We start from the raw sequence: 18,539 nt of genomic DNA, 5'->3' as shown, positions 1-18,539 counted from the left end.
AATCCGGGCTGAAAAAATGCCCTGCAGATACATATTAAGGCGGCCCCTGCGATTTTCGCCGCCCGCCCCGGTGCGGGTGATGGCCACAGCACAGGTCCCGATGGCGGCGGCATCGCTGCTGCTGACCGGGCAGTTATCTGCCGCATCGCCGAAGCGGGCAGTCCTGGCCGTCCAGCCGTCTGCGGTGGGATCGGTATCCGCAGCCAGGCATTTGCCCGCACCCGCTTCAAAGCCATTGCAGGTGGTCATAAACCGGCCGGACCATGCAATGCCGTTCTCCCCGCCGGGCCGGAGCGATTTCCCCCTCAACGGTGAGAGTCAGCTCTGCCTTGGCCATGGCAGCGATCTTCTTTTCCAGCAATCGAAATCGATGGCACGGGTTTCGCTACCGGAAACAATGCGCGGGAACCGCAGGTTTAGTTTGCCAAAAGCCGGCTAATGAATGCATCAATACCGCAAAAGAGCCTTGAAGCGCGCACCTCAAGGCTCTTTTGACTGAAGCGGGGAAATTCCCGGAATGCGGGCGGGGCTGCCTGCCGGCTCAATCCTCGCCCTGGGCCTCCGAGCGGCTCTTGCCGGAGACGTTGAGCGCCAGCGTTGCCGCCATGAACCCGTCCAGATCGCCGTCCAGCACGCCCTTGGTGTCGGAGGTCTCGTGCTGGGTGCGCAGGTCCTTCACCATCTGGTAGGGCTGCAGCACGTAAGAACGGATCTGGTTGCCCCAGCCGGCATCGCCCTTGGCCTCGTGGGCGGCGTTGATCTCGGCGTTGCGGCGGTCCAGCTCCTGCTGGTAGAGCCGCGATTTCAGCGCCTTCATGGCGATATCGCGGTTCTGGTGCTGCGATTTCTCGGAGGAGGTCACCACGATGCCGGTCGGGATGTGGGTGATCCGCACCGCCGAGTCGGTGGTGTTGACGTGCTGGCCGCCCGCGCCCGAGGAGCGGTAGGTGTCGACGCGGATATCCGAAGGGTTCACGTCGATCTCGATATTGTCGTCGACCACCGGATAGACCCAGACCGAACTGAACGAAGTGTGCCGCTTGGCCGCCGAGTCATAGGGCGAGATCCGCACCAGCCGGTGCACGCCGCTTTCGGATTTCAGCCAGCCATAGGCGTTGTGGCCGGAGATCTTGTAGGCGGCGGATTTGATGCCCGCCTCGTCGCCGGCACTTTCCGACTGCAGCTCGACCTTGTAGCCCTTCTTCTCGGCCCAGCGGACGTACATCCGCGCCAGCATCGAGGCCCAGTCGCAGCTCTCGGTGCCGCCCGCACCTGCGTTGATCTCGAGGAAGGTGTCATTGGCGTCGGCCTCGCCGTCCAGCAGCGCTTCCAGCTCCTTCTCGGCGGCCTTGTCCTTCAGCGCGGCCAGCGCCGCCTCGGCGTCCTTGATGACTTCGGCGTCCTCTTCCATCTCACCGAGCTCGATCAGCTCGATGTTGTCGGAGAGGTCCTGCTTGATGCCCTTGTAGGTATCAATGGAATCGACCAGCGCCTGACGCTCGCGCATCAGCTTCTGGGCGGCTTCCGGATCGTCCCACAGGTTCGGATCCTCGACCCGCGCGTTGAATTCCTCGAGGCGGAATTCGGCGGTTTCCCAATTCAGCCGCTGGGCCAGCAGCTCCAGCGATTTCTCGATCTCCGCCACGATGTTCTGGGTTTCCGCGCGCATGGGGTGTCCTTGCAATATCCGGGCAATCTCAGGTCAGGCCTGCGTGATAAACCACCCGTGCGCCGCTAGCAAGCCGCCACCCCCTGCGCCGCCGCCGCGGGTGCTGCAGAAAAACCCCTTAAAATGCCGGGCAGATTGCGGGGCGGGAAAACGCGGTCTTAACGCCGTCTGCCTATTGCTTGAAGCCGGACCAACTGCCGGCGGGCGGCCGCCAATGAAACCGGGGAAAGGGGATCATGCCAACCGGGTATCTCGTCAATCTGGGCGACGGGTCGCTTGACGCGGGCGACTCGATCAGTGGCAACTCCAGCAGTTTTACCACCGACTCTTCTCTGGGCACCGGAGAATGGACCTGGTCGGGCTATTACACCGGCAACAACAATTACTATTCCAACGTAACCGACACCGGCACCTATTACCTGGGCACCGACGGCAACGTCTATTTCGTGCCCGACACCTGGGATATCTACAACGGTTCCGCACAGGCCGCATCGGCCCCGGCTTACAGCGAGAGCGATGGCAGCGTCGAGGGCACCGCGGCCGGGGACGTGATCGACAGCAGCTACGGCGACGGCGATGGCGACCGCATCGACAGCGGCAGCGGCGGCGGCGCCTCGGGCAATCAGGACACGGTGGAGGCCGGCGGCGGCGACGACACGGTGGATGCCGGCGCCGATGACGACCTGGTGCTGGGCGGCGAAGGCGGCGACAGTCTCGAGGGCGGCGCCGGCGATGACACCATCTATGGCGACAGCAGCACCGAAGCGGGGCTGGGCAGTTCGCAGGAAACCATCGACGATTCAAACGTCACCGATACCAGCAGCGGCTTCACTGTCACCGCCAGGGATCTGTCGGGCACCGCCAGTGCGGCCAACATCTCGTACTACAGCGATGCCTTCGGTGTTGCCGGGGCGGTCTCTGATTCCGACAGCGGCGTCGACGCGCAGATCGGCTACGACAAGGCCTCGGGCGTTTCCGAAGAGCTGATCATAGATTTCGACCAGGACACCACGGACGCCAGCTTCTCCTTCAAGCACCTGTACACGGACGGGTACGGCGAAGAAGGCCATTGGGCGGTCTACAAGGACGGGGTGCTGGTTGCCGAGGGCGATTTTACCGAAGATGGCGCCGGAACCGGCGCCGGCACCGTTGACATCAGCGGCTATGGCGCGTTTGACCAGCTGGTTCTGTCCGCCAACCTGCAGACCGATGGCACCGACGGCTCCGACTATGTCGTTACGGACATCACCTTCACGGTGCCGCCGGAGGACCCCGCAGACGGCGACGACAGCATCTCCGGCGGCAGCGGCGACGATGTGATCTACGGCCAGGGCGGCGACGACACGCTGGAGGGCGGCAGCGGTGCTGACACGCTGGAGGGCGGCAGCGGCGATGACAGCCTGATTGTCGGCGAAGGCGATTCAGCCTCCGGCGGCGCAGGCGACGACTATTTCACCATTGCCGATACCGGCGACAGCGGCAGCAGCAGCATCACCATCGCGGGCGGCGACGATGGCGAAACCGCAGGCGACACGCTGGACTTCAACGGCCAGCTCGACAAGGGCACGCTGACCATCACCGACAGCACCGGCGGCAGCCTCACCGGCACCGCAACGCTGCTGGACGGCAGCGTGGTCAGCTTTTCCGGCATCGAAAACATCATCTGCTTCACCGCCGGCACACAGGTCGCCACCACCGCCGGGCTGCGCGCCATCGAAACGCTGGAGCCGGGCGATCTGGTGATTACCCGCGACAATGGCCTGCAGCCGGTGCGCTGGGTCAGCTGCTCCACCGTGCCCGCCGAGGGCAGCCTGGCGCCGGTGCGGATCCCGGCGGGCCTGTTCGGGGCCGAGCGGGATCTGCTGGTCTCGCCACAGCACCGGATGCTGTTCACCGGCGCCCGCGCAGCCCTGCTGTGCGGCGAGTATGAAGTGCTGGTCTCCGCGGTGCATCTGGTCAATGGCGGCAGCATCCGCCAGCAGACCGGCGGAACCGTCACCTATGTGCATCTGCTGTTCGACCGGCATGAAATCATCTATGCCGAAGGCGCCCCGTCGGAAAGCTTCCACCCCGGCGCCCAGGCGGTGTCCGCGCTGGAGGCGCCGGTGCGGGATGAGCTGTTCCGGATCCTGCCGGACCTGCGCTGGTGCCCCGGCACTTACGGCGACACGGCGCGCCAGTGCATGGCGCGCCACGAGACGGCGCTGCTGGTTCAGGCCGCCCGGCCGGGCGGTCCGGCCCCTAGTACAGCCCGCCCGAACTGATCGTGCCAAAGGTCGCCTTGGGCCCCAGCACCGCGGTGCCGCCGCTGGAGGTGGTGACCTTGCGGCCCGATTCCTGCACCTCTTCGATCAGCGGCAGGTTCGAGCCCATGGCAAAGCCGCCATCATAGGTCAGGCCGAAGATCGGCTCGGCACCGTCGCGGAAATACTCGGCCACCACATAGGCGCCGGAGGCATCATCGGGCAGCCGCGCGCCGGTATAGCGGTCGATCTTGATGAAATGGCCGCCTTCCGGCACGTCGAACGGGCCGCCGCCGAATTTCTCCACTGCCTTGGTCATGAACTGCTGGAACACCGGCCCGCACATGGTGCCGCCATAGGCGCCGCGGCCCATCGGGCGGGGCTGGTCAAAGCCCATGTAGCAGCCCGCCACGATGTTGGAGGTGAAGCCGACAAACCAGACATCGCGGGAATCGTTGGTGGTGCCGGTCTTGCCCGCGGTGGGCACCGGCAGGTTGATCACGCTGGAGGCGGTGCCGCGGTCGACCACGCCCTTCATCATCGAGGTCAGCTGATACGCGGTGATCGGGTCCATCACCTGCTCGCGGTCGGTGACAATGCGCGGCGCCTGGCCGGGAGCCAGCTCCGGATCGGCACAATCCACGCAGTCGCGGTCGTCATGGCGGTAAATCGTCTGCCCGAAGCGGTCCTGCACCCGGTCGACCAGTGTCGGCTGCACCCGCTCGCCGCCGTTGGCGAACATCGCGTAGGCCGCCACCATCTTGTAGAGCGTGGTCTCCTCCGCGCCCAGCGAGTTGGCCAGGAAAGTGCCCATGTTGTCATAGACGCCGAACCGTTCGGCATAGCCCGCAACCACCGGCATCCCGACCTCCTGCGCGAGGCGGATGGTCATCAGGTTCCGGCTCCGCTCGATGCCGGTGCGCAGCGGCGTCGGCCCGTAGAACTTGTTGGAGGAGTTCTTGGGCCGCCACAGGCCCTGCGGCGTGTTGATCTCGATCGGGGCATCGACCACGATGGTCGCCGGGCTGTAGCCGCTGTCCAGCGCCGCCGCATAGACAAACGGCTTGAAGCTGGAACCCGGCTGGCGCAGCGCTTGCGTCGCGCGGTTGAACACTGAATGCTGGTAGGAGAAGCCCCCCTGCATCGCCAGGACCCGGCCGGTGTTCACATCCATCGCGACAAAGCCGCCCTGCACTTCCGGCACCTGGCGCAGCGACCAGTGGCTGAAGGCGCCGTCCTTTTCCTCGGCCCGCACCAGCACCACGTCGCCGCGGGCGAAGTTTTCGGCAAAACCGCCCCTGATCCATTTGATGTCGGAACGCGGCACACTGCCGGTGCCGGCGCCATGTTCGACCCCGACGGTCAGCGCCTCGCCGCCGACCTCCAGCACCACCGCCGGATACCAGCGGCCGCCCAGAACGATATCGCGGGGCACGTCAGCCCTGGCCAGTGCCGCGCGCCAGGCGGCTTCATCCGCCAGCTGGTCTTCCTCCAGCGCAATCCCGGTGCCGCGCCACTTGCCGCGGGAGCGGTCGTATTTCTCCAGCCCGCCGCGCATCGCCAGCGCCGCCTCGGCCTGCATCTCGTGGTCGATGGTCGCCCGCACCGTAAAGCCGCCGGTGAAGAACTCGCCCTCGCCGAAGTCCTGGGTCAGCTGGCGGCGGATTTCATCGGTGAAGTAGTCGCGCGGCGGCAGCGTGGTGCGGAAGCCCTCGAAATCGCCGTTCTGCACCGAGCGCAGCGGCTGCGCCACCTCGACGTCGTAGACATCCCGCGAGATATAGCCGTTCTCGCGCATTTCCCGCAGCACGTAGTTGCGCCGCGCCAGCAGCCGCTCCTTCTGCCGCACAGGATGGTAGTCCGACGGCGCCTTGGGCATCGCGGCCAGTGTTGCCGCCTCATGCGGGGCCAGATCGCCCAGCGTCTTGTTGAAATAGGTCTGCGCCGCAGCGGTCACGCCATAGGAGTTCTGGCCGAGGAAGATCTCGTTCAGGTACAACTCCAGAATCCGTTCCTTATCAAGCGTCTCCTCCAGCCTTGTGGCGAGGATGATCTCCTTGATCTTGCGCTCGGCGCGGCGGTCGCCGGACAAGAGGAAGTTCTTCATCACCTGCTGGGTGATGGTGGAGGCGCCGCGCACGTTCTCCCCGCGCGAGCGCACCGCTTCGATCGCGGCGGCGGCAATGCCGCGCGCATCATAGCCGGCGTGGCTGTAGAAATTCTTGTCCTCGGCCGAGATGAAGGCCTGTTTCACCAGATCCGGGATCTCATGCGAGGGGGTGAACAGGCGGCGTTCCTTGGCGAATTCATCGATCAGATGGCCCTCGCCCGAATAGATCCGGCTGATGGTCGGCGGCTGGTACTGGGCCAGCGATTCATGGCTTGGCAGGTCGCGCCCGTAGATCCAGAACACCGCCCCGATGGTCAGCGCCACCATCGCCACCCCAAGGGTGATGGTGCTGAAAATGGAACCGAAGAAGGAGAGTATGAACCTGAGCACGGGTTTGGCCTTTCTCGCGAGGTGCCGCCTATATAGGGGCGGCGGTCCCCCGGGTCAAAACAGGAAACAGCGGATATATGCCAGAGAGATGGGAGAATCCTAGCACAATTCCCCGCCTTTTGCGGCGTCTTACGCGGCGGGACCGCCCAGGCCGGAACTGCAGAACTGGCAGTGCTGCAGGATCAGCCCCTCCGCCGTGCCTTCCAGCACCGTCAGCGCCGGGGCTTCGGCGGCCGGCCGGAAGCTGTCCCAATCCCATGCGGGATGCGGCGGCGGCGCCTGGTAAAGCACCGATTTCGCAGTGGCAAAGGGGATGCCCCGCGCGGTGCCGGAACAGGGCCGGTGCACGTGGCCTGCCAGCAGGTGCAGCACGTTGGGGTAGCCGGCCAGCAGCTCCAGCAGCGCGTCCCCGTTCTTCAGATTGTCCGGGTCCTGCATCGGCAGCCCCAGCTTCATCGGCGGATGGTGCAGGGCCACGATGGCGGGGCGGCCGTTCAGCGCCTCCAGCCCGGCTTGCAGCCAGGCCATCCGGTCCGGGCACAGAACGCCTGCCGCCCGGCCCGGAATGAGCGTATCCAGACACAGGACGGAAAGCGCCCCGAAATCCGCCCGGTACTGGATGAAACCGGCCATCGCGCTGTCCGGCACGGGCAGTGTCTCCCGCAATGCCTTGCGGTCGTCATGGTTTCCGGCCATCGGCAGGACCGGCATCGGCAATTGGTCAAGAACCCCTTTCAATGCCCTGTAATTCAGCACAGTTCCTGTCTCCACCAGGTCGCCGGTGATCAGGCAGGCGGCAGCATCGGCGTGGTGCTGCGCGATGAAATCAACCGCCGCCTGCAGCCGCAGGCGCGGGTCATGGCCCAGCACCAGCCCTTCCGCCTCGAAATGCAGGTCCGACATCCAGATGAGTTTCATCTGCGCTCCCTACTGGCGCACCAGCGCGCGGCGGGCGTCATCCTCGGCCCGCCAGGTGATCAGCCCGTTCAGGATGCCGCGCGCGGCCTTGGTGCGCCAGTCCGGATCCACCAGATTCTTCAGATCGCGCTTGCTGGACAAAAAGCCGATCTCCACCAGCACCGAAGGGATATCCGCCGACTTCAGCACCGAAAACCCGGCCGAGCGCAGCGGCCGGTTGTTGATCGGCCTGCCCTGTGCGCGCAGGCCAGCAATCAGCGCAACCGCCAGCGCATCGCTGCGCGGCTGGGTTTCCTGCCGGGCCAGGTCCAGCATCACGCCCGTCACCCGGTCGTCCGCTTCGCTCAGGTCGGTGCCCGACAGCAGATCACCGCGCAGATGCCGCTCCGCCAGTTTGGCAGAGGCCACGTCGGAGGCCTCCTTGGACAGGGTATAGACCGTGGACCCATGGGCGCGGCCCTCGGAGATCGTATCGGCATGCAGCGAAAGGAACACATCGGCGCCCGCCTGATGCGCCATCGCGATGCGCCGTTCCAGCGACACGAAATAGTCGTCGTCCCGGGTCATCATCACGGTGAACTGGCCCGAGCGCACCAGCGCCTCGCCCAGCTCGCGGGCAAACTGCAGCATCAGGTGTTTTTCGACGACATGCTCCGTCTCCGCCCCCGGGTCGATGCCGCCGTGGCCGGGATCCAGCATCACCAGCAGCGGCGCGTTTTCATCCCGCGCCGCCTTGCCCGGCATCGGCTCCGGCGCGGGCAGGTCCCAGCGCGGATCCTGCGGCGCGCCGGCCTTGGCGGTGAATTCCGCCGCCGTGGCCGGTTCCAGCGATACCGCCAGTTGCGCAGCAGCGGTTACCTGATCGATGGCCATTGCGGCACGGGACACCTTCATCGGCGCCGCCAGCTGCAGCACCAGCCGCGACCAGCCGGGCACATAGGTGCCGAACTTCGCCGCGGTGATCTGCTCCCCTTGCACAAGCTTCTCTGCCGTCAGCCCGGTCCAGTCGACCTCCTGGAAGTCCAGCACCAGCCGCGGCGGGCCGTCCAGGGTGAACAGCCGGTAAGGCACCCCCTGGCTCAGCCCCAGCGTCACCTCGGCCCCCTGCCCGGCATCGCGGACCTGGCTGGCATCCGCATCGATGCGCGCCAGCCCGCTGAAGCCGCTGCCGCTGTTTTGCGCCCAGGCGCCCGCGGCCAGCAGCCAGATCAATGCGGTAAAGGAAATCAGTCTGCCCATGCTCGTCTCTTGGTGTTTTGCGGGCAGACTAGGCAATTCCGGCCGGATTGGAAATCCGCCTTCTGCCGCTGCCGCCGGTCAGCCCCTGGACGCCATGAACAGTTCCAGCCGCGCCAGCCCCTCCTCGATATCGGCGGTGGAGCGGGCATAGGAAAACCGCAGCGTGGTGGCGCCGCGGACGGGGTCGAAATCCAGCCCCGGCGTCACCGCAACGCCCGCCTTGTCAAGGATTTCGGCGGCAAAACTGCGGCTGTCACCGGTCAGGTCCGACACATCGGCATAGACATAGAACGCCCCGTCCGGCGGCGCGATTCTGGTGAAACCTGCCTTGGGCAGCCCGTCCAGCATCAGCTGGCGGTTCCTTGCATAGACGGCCAGGTTTTCGCGCATCTCGTCTTCGCAATCGAGCGCCGCCAATGCCGCCACCTGGCTGGCGTGCGGAGCGCAGATGAACATGTTCTGGGCAATGCGCTCCACCACCCGCACGTGGTCCTCGGGCACCACCATCCAGCCGGCCCGCCAGCCGGTCATCGAGAAGAACTTGGAAAAAGAGTTGATGACATAGCATTCATCGGTCAGCTCCAGCGCGGTCACCGCCTTGGCCTCGTATTCCAGCCCGTGGTAGATCTCGTCCGAGATGAAGCTGGCGCCCTCGCCCCGCGCCGCATCGATCAGCGCGCCCATCGCGGCGCGGTCCAGCATGGTGCCGGTCGGGTTGGCGGGCGAGGCCACCATGAGCCCCGACAGCTCCAGCCCCTTGAGATCCGCCGCCACCGGCTGCAGCCGGTTTTCCGGCGCCGTTTGAATATCCACCGGGGTCAGCCCCAGCGCCTTCAGGATCTGCCGGTAGGAGGGATAGCCCGGCGCGCCGATGCCGACCCGGTCGCCGCTGTCGAACAATGCGGTGAAGCTGAGCAGGAAAGCGCCGGAGGAGCCCGGCGTCACGATCACCCGCTCCGGGTTCAGATCGACATTGTACCAGTCGCCGTAAAGCCGCGCGATGCGCTGGCGCAGTTCCGGCAGGCCAAGCGCAACAGTGTAGCCCAAGGCATTGTTTTCCAGCGCATTCCCCAGCGCCTTGAGGGCCCCCGACGGCGCCCCGGTGGAGGGCTGGCCCACTTCCATGTGGATGATGTGGCGGCCGGTCTCCTCCGCCTTGCGGGCGGCCTCCATCACATCCATCACAATAAACGGATCAACGCTGGATCGGCTTGAGTTTCGCATTCTGATCTCCCATGGTGCGCGCATGAGTTTTGACCGTTTCTTCCGGCTGGCGTCAATCCCGGCACTTGTGGTTTGCGCGCTGTTCACCTTTGCGGCCGCAGCGGCGCAGGCGGCGTCGGTTTCGCTGCTGCGGGACCCGGATATCGAACATGGGCTGAACAAGCTGTCGGCCCCCGTCCTGCGCGCCGCCGGATTGAACGCGAACCGGATGCGGATCCTGCTGGTCAATGATTCCTCCTTCAATGCCTTTGTCTTGGATTCCCGAACGATTTTCGTGCATTACGGGCTGATCCTGAAGGTCACCAGCCCCGAGATGCTGCAGGCGGTAATCGCCCATGAGGCCGCCCATATCACCAATGGCCACCTGGCGCGGCGGATGCAGAACCTGCGTTCGGCCAACAGCGCCGCGGGCCTCGGCCTGGCGCTGTCGGTCCTGGCCGCCGCCGCTGGCGCCAGCGAGGCGGCGGGCGGCATTGCCATCGGCACGCAAAGCTCCGCCCTGCGCAGCTTCCTGGCCCATACCCGGGCCGAGGAAAGCTCCGCCGACCGCTCGGCCGCCGATTTCCTGAACCGCGCCGGCATCAGCCCGCAGGGCCTGGTCGACCTGCACCGCGCCTTTGCCGGCCAGGAGGTGCTGAGCGCCTCCAGCCAGGATCCCTACACCCGCTCCCACCCCTTGAGCCGGGACCGCATCCGCGCCGCCCAGGCCTATCTGGCGGCGCATGGCGACAAGGGCCAGGCCAGCGCCGAGGCGCACTACTGGTTTGCCCGGGTGCGCGGCAAGCTGTCGGGCTTTACCCGGGCGCCGAAATGGACCCTGCGCCGGGTCCGCGAAGAGCAGTACAAGGACGTGCGGCTGATGCGCGAAGCCGCCGCCTATCACCGGCAGAACAACTTGAAAAAGGCGCTGACGGCGGTGAACGGCGCGCTGGCGGCCCGGCCTTCGGACCCGTTCTATCACGAACTGAAGGGCCAGATCCTGATCGAGAACCGGCAATGGAGCGCCGCCCTTGCGGCCTATGGCAAGGCGGTGAGCCTGGCCCCCGAAGACCCGCTGATCCTGGCCGGCTACGGCCGGGCGCAGCTGGCGGCGGACCAGCCCAAGGCGGCGCTGGCGAGCCTGGAGCGCGCCCGCGCCATCGATTTCCGCAACCCGGTGCTGCTGCGCGACATGTCGCTGGCCTATGCCCGGACCGGGCAGACCGGCATGGCCGCGCTGGTCACGGCCGAACGCTATGCCTTGCAAGGGCGTCTGGATGACGCCGGCATTCACGCCAAACGGGCCGTTGCCCAGCTGCCTGCAGGATCGCCCGCCGCGCGGCGGGCGCAGGATGTGCTGACGGCCCATGAACAAGACCAAAAGAGAAAGAGACGAAAATGACCCCTTTCATCCGCACCGCCACGGCGGCTGCCGCCGCTCTTGCCCTGCTGGGCGGACCGGCCCGGGCCTTTGACATCAGCAATATGTCCGACGCCGAGCGCGAGGCCTTCGGCGGGCAGGTGCGCGCCTATCTGCTGGAGAACCCGGAGCTGATCCTGGAGGCCGTCGACCTGCTGGAGCAGCGCCAGCAGCAGGCCGAAGCGGCGCGCGACGAAACACTGGTCGCCGGCAATCTGGACGAGCTGGAGAACGACGGCTATTCCTGGGTCGGCGGCAACCCGGAAGGCGACATCACCCTGGTCGAATTCATGGACTACCGCTGCGGCTACTGCCGCCGGGCCGCCCCCGAGGTGGCCAAGCTTCTGGAAAGCGACGGCAATATCCGGCTGGTGATCAAGGAATTCCCGATCCTGGGCGACGCCTCGGTGCTGTCCTCGCGCTTTGCCGTCGCGGCCAAGCATGTGGCCGGCGATGACGCCTACAAACAGGTGCATGACGCGCTGATCGCGTTCGGCGGCGAGCCCAATGAGGTTGCGCTGCGCCGCCTGGCCGAGGAGCTGTCGCTGGACGCGGACGCGGTGTTTGCCGGGATGGACAGCGAGGAGGTGACCGCCGAGCTGCGCCGGACCCGCGAGCTGGCGCAGAAACTGGCGATTTCCGGCACCCCGACGTTTGTGCTGGGCGGCGAGCTGCTGCGCGGCTACCTGCCTGCCGACCAGATGGAGATCATGGTGGCGGAGATCCGCGACCAGCAGAGCTGATCCGAAAGGTCCGGACCGGGGCCTTGCCCCGGACCCCAGAGTATTTTCACAAAGAAGAAGCCGGTTCGGCGCTTGAGGCGCCTTACTCCGCCGCCTCTTGGGCCGCCTCGATCCGGGCGGCCTTTTTCTCGACCTCCTCGACGATGTGGTCGACCATCTGTTCGTTGGACATCTTGTGGCTGGCCTTGCCCGCCAGGTAGACCATGCCGGAGCCCGCGCCGCCGCCGGTGAAGCCGACATCGGTCATCAGCGCCTCGCCGGGGCCGTTGACCACGCAGCCGATGATGCTGAGGCTCATCGGGGTGTGGATATGCGCCAGCCGCTGCTCCAGCGTTTCCACCGTCCTGATCACGTCGAACCCCTGCCGCGCGCAGCTGGGGCAGGAGATGATGTTGACGCCGCGGTGGCGCAGGCCGAGGGATTTCAGGATCTCGAAGCCGACCTTCACCTCCTCGACCGGATCGGCGGAGAGGCTGACGCGCAGGGTGTCGCCGATGCCCATCCACAGCAATTGGCCGAGGCCGATTGCCGATTTGATGGTGCCGGAGACAAAGCCCCCCGCCTCGGTGATGCCGAGGTGGATCGGCGCGTCGGTGGCCTCGGCCAGCTGCTGGTAGGCGGCGGCGGACATGAACACGTCGGAGGCCTTCACCGAGATCTTGAACTCGTGGAAATCATGGTCCTGCAGGATGCGGATATGGTCCAGGCCCGACTCCACCATCGCCTCCGGGCAGGGCTCGCCGTATTTTTCCAAGAGATGCTTTTCCAGGGAGCCCGCATTGACCCCGATGCGGATCGAGCAGTTGTGGTCGCGCGCCGCCCGGATCACCTCGGCCACGCGTTTCTCGTCACCGATGTTGCCCGGGTTGATGCGCAGGCAGGCCGCGCCCGCCTCGGCGGCCTCGATGCCGCGCTTGTAGTGGAAATGGATGTCGGCGACGATCGGCACCGGGCTTTCGCGCACGATCTCCTTCAGCGCCCTGGAGGACGCCTCATCCGGCACCGAGATCCGCACCAGGTCGGCCCCCGCCTCGGCCGCGGCCTGCACCTGCGCCACCGTCGCCGCCACATCAGTGGTCAGCGTGTTGGTCATGGTCTGCACCGCGATCGGGGCGTCGCCGCCGACCGGCACATTGCCGACATGGATCTGGCGGCTCTTGCGGCGCTCGATATGGCGCCAGGGGCGGATGTGGTTGATCGACATGGCGGCTGGTGTCCCGGCTGGTCCTGGTTAGCCGTTAGATACGCGCTGACAGGCGGCGCTGCAATGGCAGGCGCCGGTCCCGTGCCCGGATTTCCGCAAAGGTCATTCCGCGGCGGGCGGTTCCGCCTGCAGCTGCGCCACCAGGGTGGCCAGCGCCTCGTTGCGGCCGTCCTGCAGATCGGCGAGTTCGAACCGGCCGGTGATCGCATCCACCGACAGCTCGATGTTCTTGGTCACCTGGCCGCGCTTGCCGACGGGGCCGAAATGCGCGCCGTTAACCGCGAAATAGATGGCGCTGCTTTCGCCGGTGCGCAGTTTCGGCGCCTCCTCGGTCAGCGGCACTTGGAACCGCTGGCCCGCGTCCATGATGGTTTCCAGGATCACGCTGCCGTCCGCCGCGGTGACCTGAACCCAGGACGGGCGCACCGCCACCATTTCGACGCCCGGCTCGATTTCGGCGACGACTTGCGGCACCGATTGCAGCGGGCCCTCGCCCTCGTAAGGCCGGCTGGCCTCCGCCAGGGCCAGCGACGGCACCTCAGGCGCGGCAAAGTTGCCCAGCGTGGACGGATCCAGAGTGGCAATCGGCGCATCGCGCGCCACCAGAACCGGCACATCCAGCGCCTGCGGGCGGTAAAGCCGGTCCAGCGCCTCGGCCGCCGGGTCCTGCGCAGCGCCGGCATCCGCCAGCACCGCACCGCTGAGCGGGTCGAGATCCGCCAGCACCGCGGGGGTCTGGTCCACCGGCGCAAACTGCACCTGCTGCACCTCTTTCAGCACCGCCCAGCCGCCATAGGTGATGCCGCCGATCAGCGCCGCCAGTACCATCAGCGAGGCAACCGCCCGCGGTTCGATCTGGCTGAGGAAGCTGCTGGGGGCAGGAATGAAGGGCGTGCCGGGCGACGCGAAGGCATCACCGCCAAGCCCCTTTGCGGAGGCCTTCGGAGCGGCGCCTGCCGGGCTGCGGCTGGAGGCTTCGGCCGACATGCCATGCGCCACGGTAAAGCCGCTTTCTCTGCAGAAATCCTGGAATGCCTCCTCGGCGTTCATATTCAGATAGCGCGCATAAGACCGCACGTACCCGGCAATGAAGCCGGGCGTGTCAAAGGCCGAAGGATCGGAGTTTTCGATGGCAGCGATGTAAGATGCCTTGATCCGGAGCTCGCGCTGGACGTCGAGCAGCGATTTGCCCATTGTCGCCCGCTCGCCGCGCATCACGTCGCCAAGCTTCAGTTCGAAATCGTCAAAACCTTTCGGCTCTGCCGGTTCTCCATGGTCTTCTTGCTTGCGCTGGGTGAAGCGCCCGATCATGCCTGCCGTCCCATCAATGCCTGCCGCAATCGTTCCTGAGCGGTGAAAGAATCACGGATGCGACTCAAATCCACTCATTGATTGACAGCAGCGTAACACACTCAGTGTTAATTTACACTGATCAGTATGTTAACCGGCAAGTTCGGCACGATTCAGCGCACAATGCGACCACAATGCGTCCATCGCCTTGACCAGCGCATCGATTTCCTTGGGCCCGTGCACCGGCGACGGCGTGAAGCGCAGCCGCTCGGTGCCGCGCGGCACGGTGGGGAAGTTGATCGGCTGCACGTAGATGCCGTAATCCTCCAGCAGGTGGTCCGACAGCACCTTGGTGTGCACCGGATTGCCGACGATCACCGGCACGATGTGGCTGCCGTGGTCGATGATCGGCAGGCCCAGGCCCTTCAGCCGCAGTTTCAGAACCTTGGCCTGGTCCTGATGCTTGCCGCGCAGATCCTGCGCCCCCTTGAGGTAGGCCACCGAGGCCGCCGCCCCTGCCGCCACCGCAGGCGCCAGCGAGGTGGTGAAGATGAAGCCCGGCGCATAGGAGCGGATCGCATCGCACATCTTGGCCGAGGCCGCGATATAGCCGCCCATCACGCCATAAGCCTTGGCCAGGGTGCCGTTGATGATGTCGATCCGGTGCGCCAGCCGGTCGCGCTCGGTGACGCCGCCGCCGCGCGGGCCGTACATGCCGACCGCGTGCACCTCGTCGATATAGGTGAGCGCGCCGAACTCGTCCGCCAGGTCGCAGATCTCCGCGATGGGGCCGAAATCGCCGTCCATCGAATAGACCGATTCAAAGGCGATCAGCTTGGGCGCCTTGGGATCGTCCGCTTCCAAGAGTTCGCGCAGATGCGCCACGTCATTGTGGCGGAAGATGCGCTTGGCGCCGCCGTTGCGGCGCACGCCTTCGATCATCGAGGCATGGTTCAGCGCATCGGAATAGATGATCAGCCCCGGAAACAGCTTGGGCAGGGTGCTGAGCGTCGCGTCATTGGCGATATAGGCCGAGGTGAACAGCAGCGCCGCTTCCTTGCCGTGCAGGTCGGCCAGCTCGGCCTCCAGCTGCTTGTGGTACACCGTGGTGCCGGAGATGTTGCGGGTGCCGCCGGAGCCTGCGCCGGTCGAGTCGATCGCGTCATGCATCGCCTCCAGAACGACGGCATGCTGCCCCATGCCCAGATAGTCATTGCCGCACCAGACGGTGATGTTCTTCTCCGTGCCGTCGGGCCGGGTCCAGACCGCATGCGGGAACTGGCCTTTCTTGCGCTCGATATCGATGAAGGTCCGGTAGCGGCCTTCGTCGTGCAGGCTGGCAATTGCTGCGTCCAGTTTCGCGGTATAGTCCACCGGCATCTCCATAGCTGAGTGCGCGCTCATGGCACGCGGGCTGTGTAAAGGGCACGGGTCTTCTGACGATAAGGCCTCATTCACGTAGCGGAATGGTTACCTCAGGCGCCCCTTTTGATCAACTGCATACGCGCCTTGCAGGGTGCGCAACATTGATGCAGGTCAAATAAAACTTAAACAATGGCCGGGCAAGGACAGCCGCGGCCAACCTTTGGCCGTTTGCGTCGTATCTGCCGTCAGGAAAAGCAGCTCATGCGCAGGATCGGAAATTCCCGCTCCGGCCAAGCGGCAGCTGCCCTGCTTTCCAGCCGGACACAAACCGCCCCGCTTGACCTAGACACATTTCCAAACCGGCGCGTGCATCTTCCCGTCCAAGTTAAATTCCATCGTCACGAAATAGTTGATGCCGTCGTCGGAAAATCCTGCAACAGCTTCAATTGCCTTTTTCCGGTTCTTGAATTTGAAGAAGGCCCGGACTTTTCCGTTAACCGGAATTCTGAGCATCTTTTGCGGTGCGGCGCCGCCAATATGACCACCATGGCGGCTTACATTCAGGACCCTACCGCCCTTTGCCAAATATGCCTTGACGTAAGAAGGGTTGTAGAGACCATAGAGTTCTTTCGGCGCCCGGGCCTGCTTGCCGTCTATGAAATATTCCAAGCCGACTGCACCTGCAAAATCACATGTGATCTGCCGCGCAAATGCCTGGTCGGTACAGGTGAAAACGAAAGCCGCGGCCAGTAAACTCTTCAGCATATGAAATCCCTTGAATTGAATACCTATTTCCGTAGGGATCATGTCCAGGGCTTCTTGTAAAGGCCGCGCGCCCCGTTTCAAAACCTGGACAAGGATCCAATCCGCTCCCGGTTCAGGCCCGGTTCAGGAGAGCGGGGCCGCCTGGCCGGCCAACCGCGCAAGTCCGCCTTGGCCGATGCCGGTTCGATGCAACGATCCGAATACCCTTAACGGGACTTCGCTAAGCTGCCCCCTCTGGCCCCTCCCTGACCGCACTGCTAGGCTCCGCGGCAAATTGACCTTTACCCGGGCCCGCCCCGGAGATGCAGGAGAGCAAGAGATGGCACTGAAAGATGTTCTGGACCGGATCGACGCAGAGCTGGACGCCGCAACCGAAAGGCTGATGGAGCTTCTGCGGATCCAGTCGATTTCCACAGACCCGGCCTACAAGGCGGACTGCGGCAAGGCCGCCGACTGGCTGGTCGCCGACCTGAGCAGCATCGGCATCAAGGCGCACAAGCGCGAGACCCCCGGCCATCCGATGGTGGTGGGCCATGTGGGCGAGGAAAACACCGAAGCCCCGCATGTGCTGTTCTACGGCCATTATGATGTGCAGCCGGTGGACCCGCTGGAGCTGTGGAACACCCCGCCGTTTGAACCGCAGCTGGAGGACACCCCGAACGGCACCGTGATCCGCGGCCGCGGATCGTCGGACGACAAGGGCCAGCTGATGACCTTTGTCGAGGCCTGCCGCGCCTGGAAAGCGGTGAACGGCTCCCTGCCCTGCCGCATCACCTTCTTTTTCGAGGGCGAAGAGGAGAGCGGCTCACCCTCGCTGATTCCCTTCATGGAGGCCAACGCGGAGGAGCTGAAAGCGGATCTGGCGCTGATCTGCGACACCTCGATGGTGTCGCGCGGGGTGCCGTCGATCTCCTCGCAGCTGCGCGGCATGCTGAAGGACGAGTTCACCATCACCGGCCCGCGCATCGACCTGCACTCCGGCCACTACGGCGGCCCCGGCCTGAACCCCCTGCGGGTGCTGTCGGAAGTGGTCGCCTCCTTTTATGACAATGAGACCGGCCGTGTCGCCGTCGAAGGCTTCTATGAAGGCGTGCATGAGGTGCCCGAAGACCAGCTGCGCCAGTGGCAGAGCTGCGGCTTTGACGAGGGTGAATACCTGACCTCGGTCGGCTACAGCCGCCCGCACGGCGAAAGGGCCTATTCCGCGCTGGAGCAGCAGTGGGCCCGCCCGACGCTGGAGGTGAACGGCCTCTGGGGCGGCTACAACGGGGCCGGCTCCAAGACCGTGATCCCGTCGCAGGCGCATTGCAAGTTCACCTGCCGCCTGGTCGGCGACATGGACCCGGACGCGCTGCGCGCGAAGATCCGCAAACATGTGGAAGACCGCCTGCCGGTGGACGCTTCGGTGCGCTGGGACAACGATCTGGAAGGCTCCCGCGCCGCGGTGATGAACACGTCGCGGCCCGAGTTCGAGGCCGCACGCGGCGCATTGTCGGACGAATGGGAACGCGAGGCGGTGTTCTGCGGCATGGGCGGCTCGATCCCGATTGCCGGTTTCTTCAAGTCGATCCTGGACATGGACGCGATGCTGATCGGCTTTGCCAATGATGATGACGCGATCCATTCGCCGAACGAAAAATACGACCTGAAAAGCTTTCACAAGGGCATCCGCTCCTGGGCCCGCGTCCTGGACGCCATGTCCCGCAGGTGACCTCTGGCCGGGCGGCAGCTCTTCCGGGCGCTGCCTGCGCCAGCAGGTCCTGCAGTGAAACCGCGCCGGGACGCACTCCCGCCCGTCATCAGGCCTCTGAAGAGGCCGTCTTCCCGTTGGGCTTGGCGCCGCTGACGCGGCGCGCGCCGTGCCTTGGCACGGCGCCGGGCCCAAGTCTGCGAGCTGCATCTTTGATGCTGCGCGGCGGCGCGGGAGCTCCCCGCCAGGGATCTGCCCGCCAGGGATCTGCCCGCTCCAGAGGCTGCCTG

The 18,539-nt window shown here is 65.5% G+C and carries 14 protein-coding genes; 5 read left to right on the top strand and 9 right to left on the bottom strand.

Features of this window, described 5'->3' with window-relative positions; all coding sequences use genetic code 11:
• The first annotated feature begins 79 nt into the window (after positions 1-79).
• A complete protein-coding gene (locus OKQ63_RS06820; RefSeq protein ID WP_264213195.1) occupies positions 80-439 on the top strand; it encodes a hypothetical protein in 360 nt (119 codons plus the stop codon).
• Positions 440-541: 102 nt separating this feature from the next.
• Here OKQ63_RS06820 and prfB read toward each other — a convergent pair whose 3' ends face one another.
• A complete protein-coding gene (gene prfB, locus OKQ63_RS06815) occupies positions 542-1,669 on the bottom strand; it encodes a peptide chain release factor 2 (protein ID WP_264213194.1) in 1,128 nt (375 codons plus the stop codon).
• 236 nt (positions 1,670-1,905) lie between these two features.
• Between prfB and OKQ63_RS06810 the strand changes: the two genes are divergently transcribed.
• A complete protein-coding gene (locus OKQ63_RS06810) occupies positions 1,906-3,933 on the top strand; it encodes a Hint domain-containing protein (protein WP_264213193.1) in 2,028 nt (675 codons plus the stop codon).
• Here OKQ63_RS06810 and OKQ63_RS06805 read toward each other — a convergent pair.
• The 4 genes from OKQ63_RS06805 to OKQ63_RS06790 form a co-directional block, all read right to left on the bottom strand.
• The gene (locus OKQ63_RS06805; protein ID WP_264213192.1) at positions 3,911-6,412 is read right to left on the bottom strand and encodes a penicillin-binding protein 1A; all 2,502 of its coding nucleotides are present in this window, start codon (positions 6,410-6,412) and stop codon (positions 3,911-3,913) included. The two genes, OKQ63_RS06810 and OKQ63_RS06805, sit on opposite strands and share 23 nt — an antisense overlap.
• A gap of 129 nt (positions 6,413-6,541) precedes the next feature.
• Positions 6,542-7,330, bottom strand: a complete 789-nt coding sequence (locus OKQ63_RS06800) for a phosphodiesterase (RefSeq protein ID WP_264213191.1) — start codon at positions 7,328-7,330, stop codon at positions 6,542-6,544.
• 9 nt (positions 7,331-7,339) lie between these two features.
• Positions 7,340-8,569: an N-acetylmuramoyl-L-alanine amidase gene (locus OKQ63_RS06795; protein WP_264213190.1), complete on the bottom strand. Its 1,230-nt coding sequence runs from the start codon at positions 8,567-8,569 to the stop codon at positions 7,340-7,342.
• Positions 8,570-8,647: 78 nt separating this feature from the next.
• On the bottom strand, positions 8,648-9,793 hold the full coding sequence (locus tag OKQ63_RS06790) for a pyridoxal phosphate-dependent aminotransferase (RefSeq protein ID WP_264213189.1): 1,146 nt from the start codon (positions 9,791-9,793) through the stop codon (positions 8,648-8,650).
• Between the two features lie 22 nt (positions 9,794-9,815).
• Here OKQ63_RS06790 and OKQ63_RS06785 point away from each other — a divergent pair, with 22 nt between their 5' ends.
• Both OKQ63_RS06785 and OKQ63_RS06780 read left to right on the top strand, forming a co-directional pair.
• A complete protein-coding gene (locus OKQ63_RS06785) occupies positions 9,816-11,174 on the top strand; it encodes a M48 family metalloprotease (RefSeq protein ID WP_264213188.1) in 1,359 nt (452 codons plus the stop codon).
• Positions 11,171-11,935 carry a DsbA family protein gene (locus OKQ63_RS06780; protein WP_264213187.1) on the top strand — a complete coding sequence of 255 codons (765 nt, stop codon included), beginning with the start codon at positions 11,171-11,173 and terminating at the stop codon, positions 11,933-11,935. Before OKQ63_RS06785 ends, OKQ63_RS06780 begins: the two co-directional genes overlap by 4 nt.
• A gap of 82 nt (positions 11,936-12,017) precedes the next feature.
• Here the strand turns inward: OKQ63_RS06780 and ispG are convergent, their stop codons facing one another.
• From ispG to OKQ63_RS06760, 4 genes are all read right to left on the bottom strand, one after another.
• On the bottom strand, positions 12,018-13,139 hold the full coding sequence (gene ispG / locus OKQ63_RS06775) for a flavodoxin-dependent (E)-4-hydroxy-3-methylbut-2-enyl-diphosphate synthase (protein WP_264213186.1): 1,122 nt from the start codon (positions 13,137-13,139) through the stop codon (positions 12,018-12,020).
• Between the two features lie 102 nt (positions 13,140-13,241).
• Positions 13,242-14,450 carry a helix-turn-helix domain-containing protein gene (locus OKQ63_RS06770; protein WP_264213185.1) on the bottom strand — a complete coding sequence of 403 codons (1,209 nt, stop codon included), beginning with the start codon at positions 14,448-14,450 and terminating at the stop codon, positions 13,242-13,244.
• 129 nt (positions 14,451-14,579) lie between these two features.
• Positions 14,580-15,803: a 5-aminolevulinate synthase gene (gene hemA / locus OKQ63_RS06765; RefSeq protein ID WP_286672692.1), complete on the bottom strand. Its 1,224-nt coding sequence runs from the start codon at positions 15,801-15,803 to the stop codon at positions 14,580-14,582.
• Positions 15,804-16,136: 333 nt separating this feature from the next.
• Positions 16,137-16,601, bottom strand: a complete 465-nt coding sequence (locus tag OKQ63_RS06760; RefSeq protein ID WP_264213184.1) for a hypothetical protein — start codon at positions 16,599-16,601, stop codon at positions 16,137-16,139.
• Positions 16,602-16,878: 277 nt separating this feature from the next.
• Between OKQ63_RS06760 and OKQ63_RS06755 the strand changes: the two genes are divergently transcribed.
• Positions 16,879-18,270, top strand: coding sequence for a M20/M25/M40 family metallo-hydrolase (locus OKQ63_RS06755; RefSeq protein ID WP_264213183.1), 1,392 nt, complete (start codon positions 16,879-16,881; stop codon positions 18,268-18,270).
• Positions 18,271-18,539 lie beyond the last annotated feature (269 nt).

Origin of the sequence: Leisingera thetidis (assembly GCF_025857195.1) — a bacterium.
Taxonomy (GTDB): Bacteria; Pseudomonadota; Alphaproteobacteria; order Rhodobacterales; family Rhodobacteraceae; genus Leisingera; species Leisingera thetidis.
Note: the sequence above shows the minus strand (reverse complement) of the source record. Positions and strands in the feature narration are given on the sequence as shown.

Coding starts and splice junctions, on each gene's coding strand:
- OKQ63_RS06820 (WP_264213195.1), top strand. CDS start 80: ATGGCCACAGCACAGGTCCCGATGGCGGCGGCATCGCTGCTGCTGACC.
- prfB (WP_264213194.1), bottom strand. CDS start 1,669: ATGCGCGCGGAAACCCAGAACATCGTGGCGGAGATCGAGAAATCGCTG.
- OKQ63_RS06810 (WP_264213193.1), top strand. CDS start 1,906: ATGCCAACCGGGTATCTCGTCAATCTGGGCGACGGGTCGCTTGACGCG.
- OKQ63_RS06800 (WP_264213191.1), bottom strand. CDS start 7,330: ATGAAACTCATCTGGATGTCGGACCTGCATTTCGAGGCGGAAGGGCTG.
- OKQ63_RS06795 (WP_264213190.1), bottom strand. CDS start 8,569: ATGGGCAGACTGATTTCCTTTACCGCATTGATCTGGCTGCTGGCCGCG.
- OKQ63_RS06790 (WP_264213189.1), bottom strand. CDS start 9,793: ATGCGAAACTCAAGCCGATCCAGCGTTGATCCGTTTATTGTGATGGAT.
- OKQ63_RS06785 (WP_264213188.1), top strand. CDS start 9,816: ATGAGTTTTGACCGTTTCTTCCGGCTGGCGTCAATCCCGGCACTTGTG.
- OKQ63_RS06780 (WP_264213187.1), top strand. CDS start 11,171: ATGACCCCTTTCATCCGCACCGCCACGGCGGCTGCCGCCGCTCTTGCC.
- ispG (WP_264213186.1), bottom strand. CDS start 13,139: ATGTCGATCAACCACATCCGCCCCTGGCGCCATATCGAGCGCCGCAAG.
- OKQ63_RS06770 (WP_264213185.1), bottom strand. CDS start 14,450: ATGATCGGGCGCTTCACCCAGCGCAAGCAAGAAGACCATGGAGAACCG.
- OKQ63_RS06760 (WP_264213184.1), bottom strand. CDS start 16,601: ATGATCCCTACGGAAATAGGTATTCAATTCAAGGGATTTCATATGCTG.
- OKQ63_RS06755 (WP_264213183.1), top strand. CDS start 16,879: ATGGCACTGAAAGATGTTCTGGACCGGATCGACGCAGAGCTGGACGCC.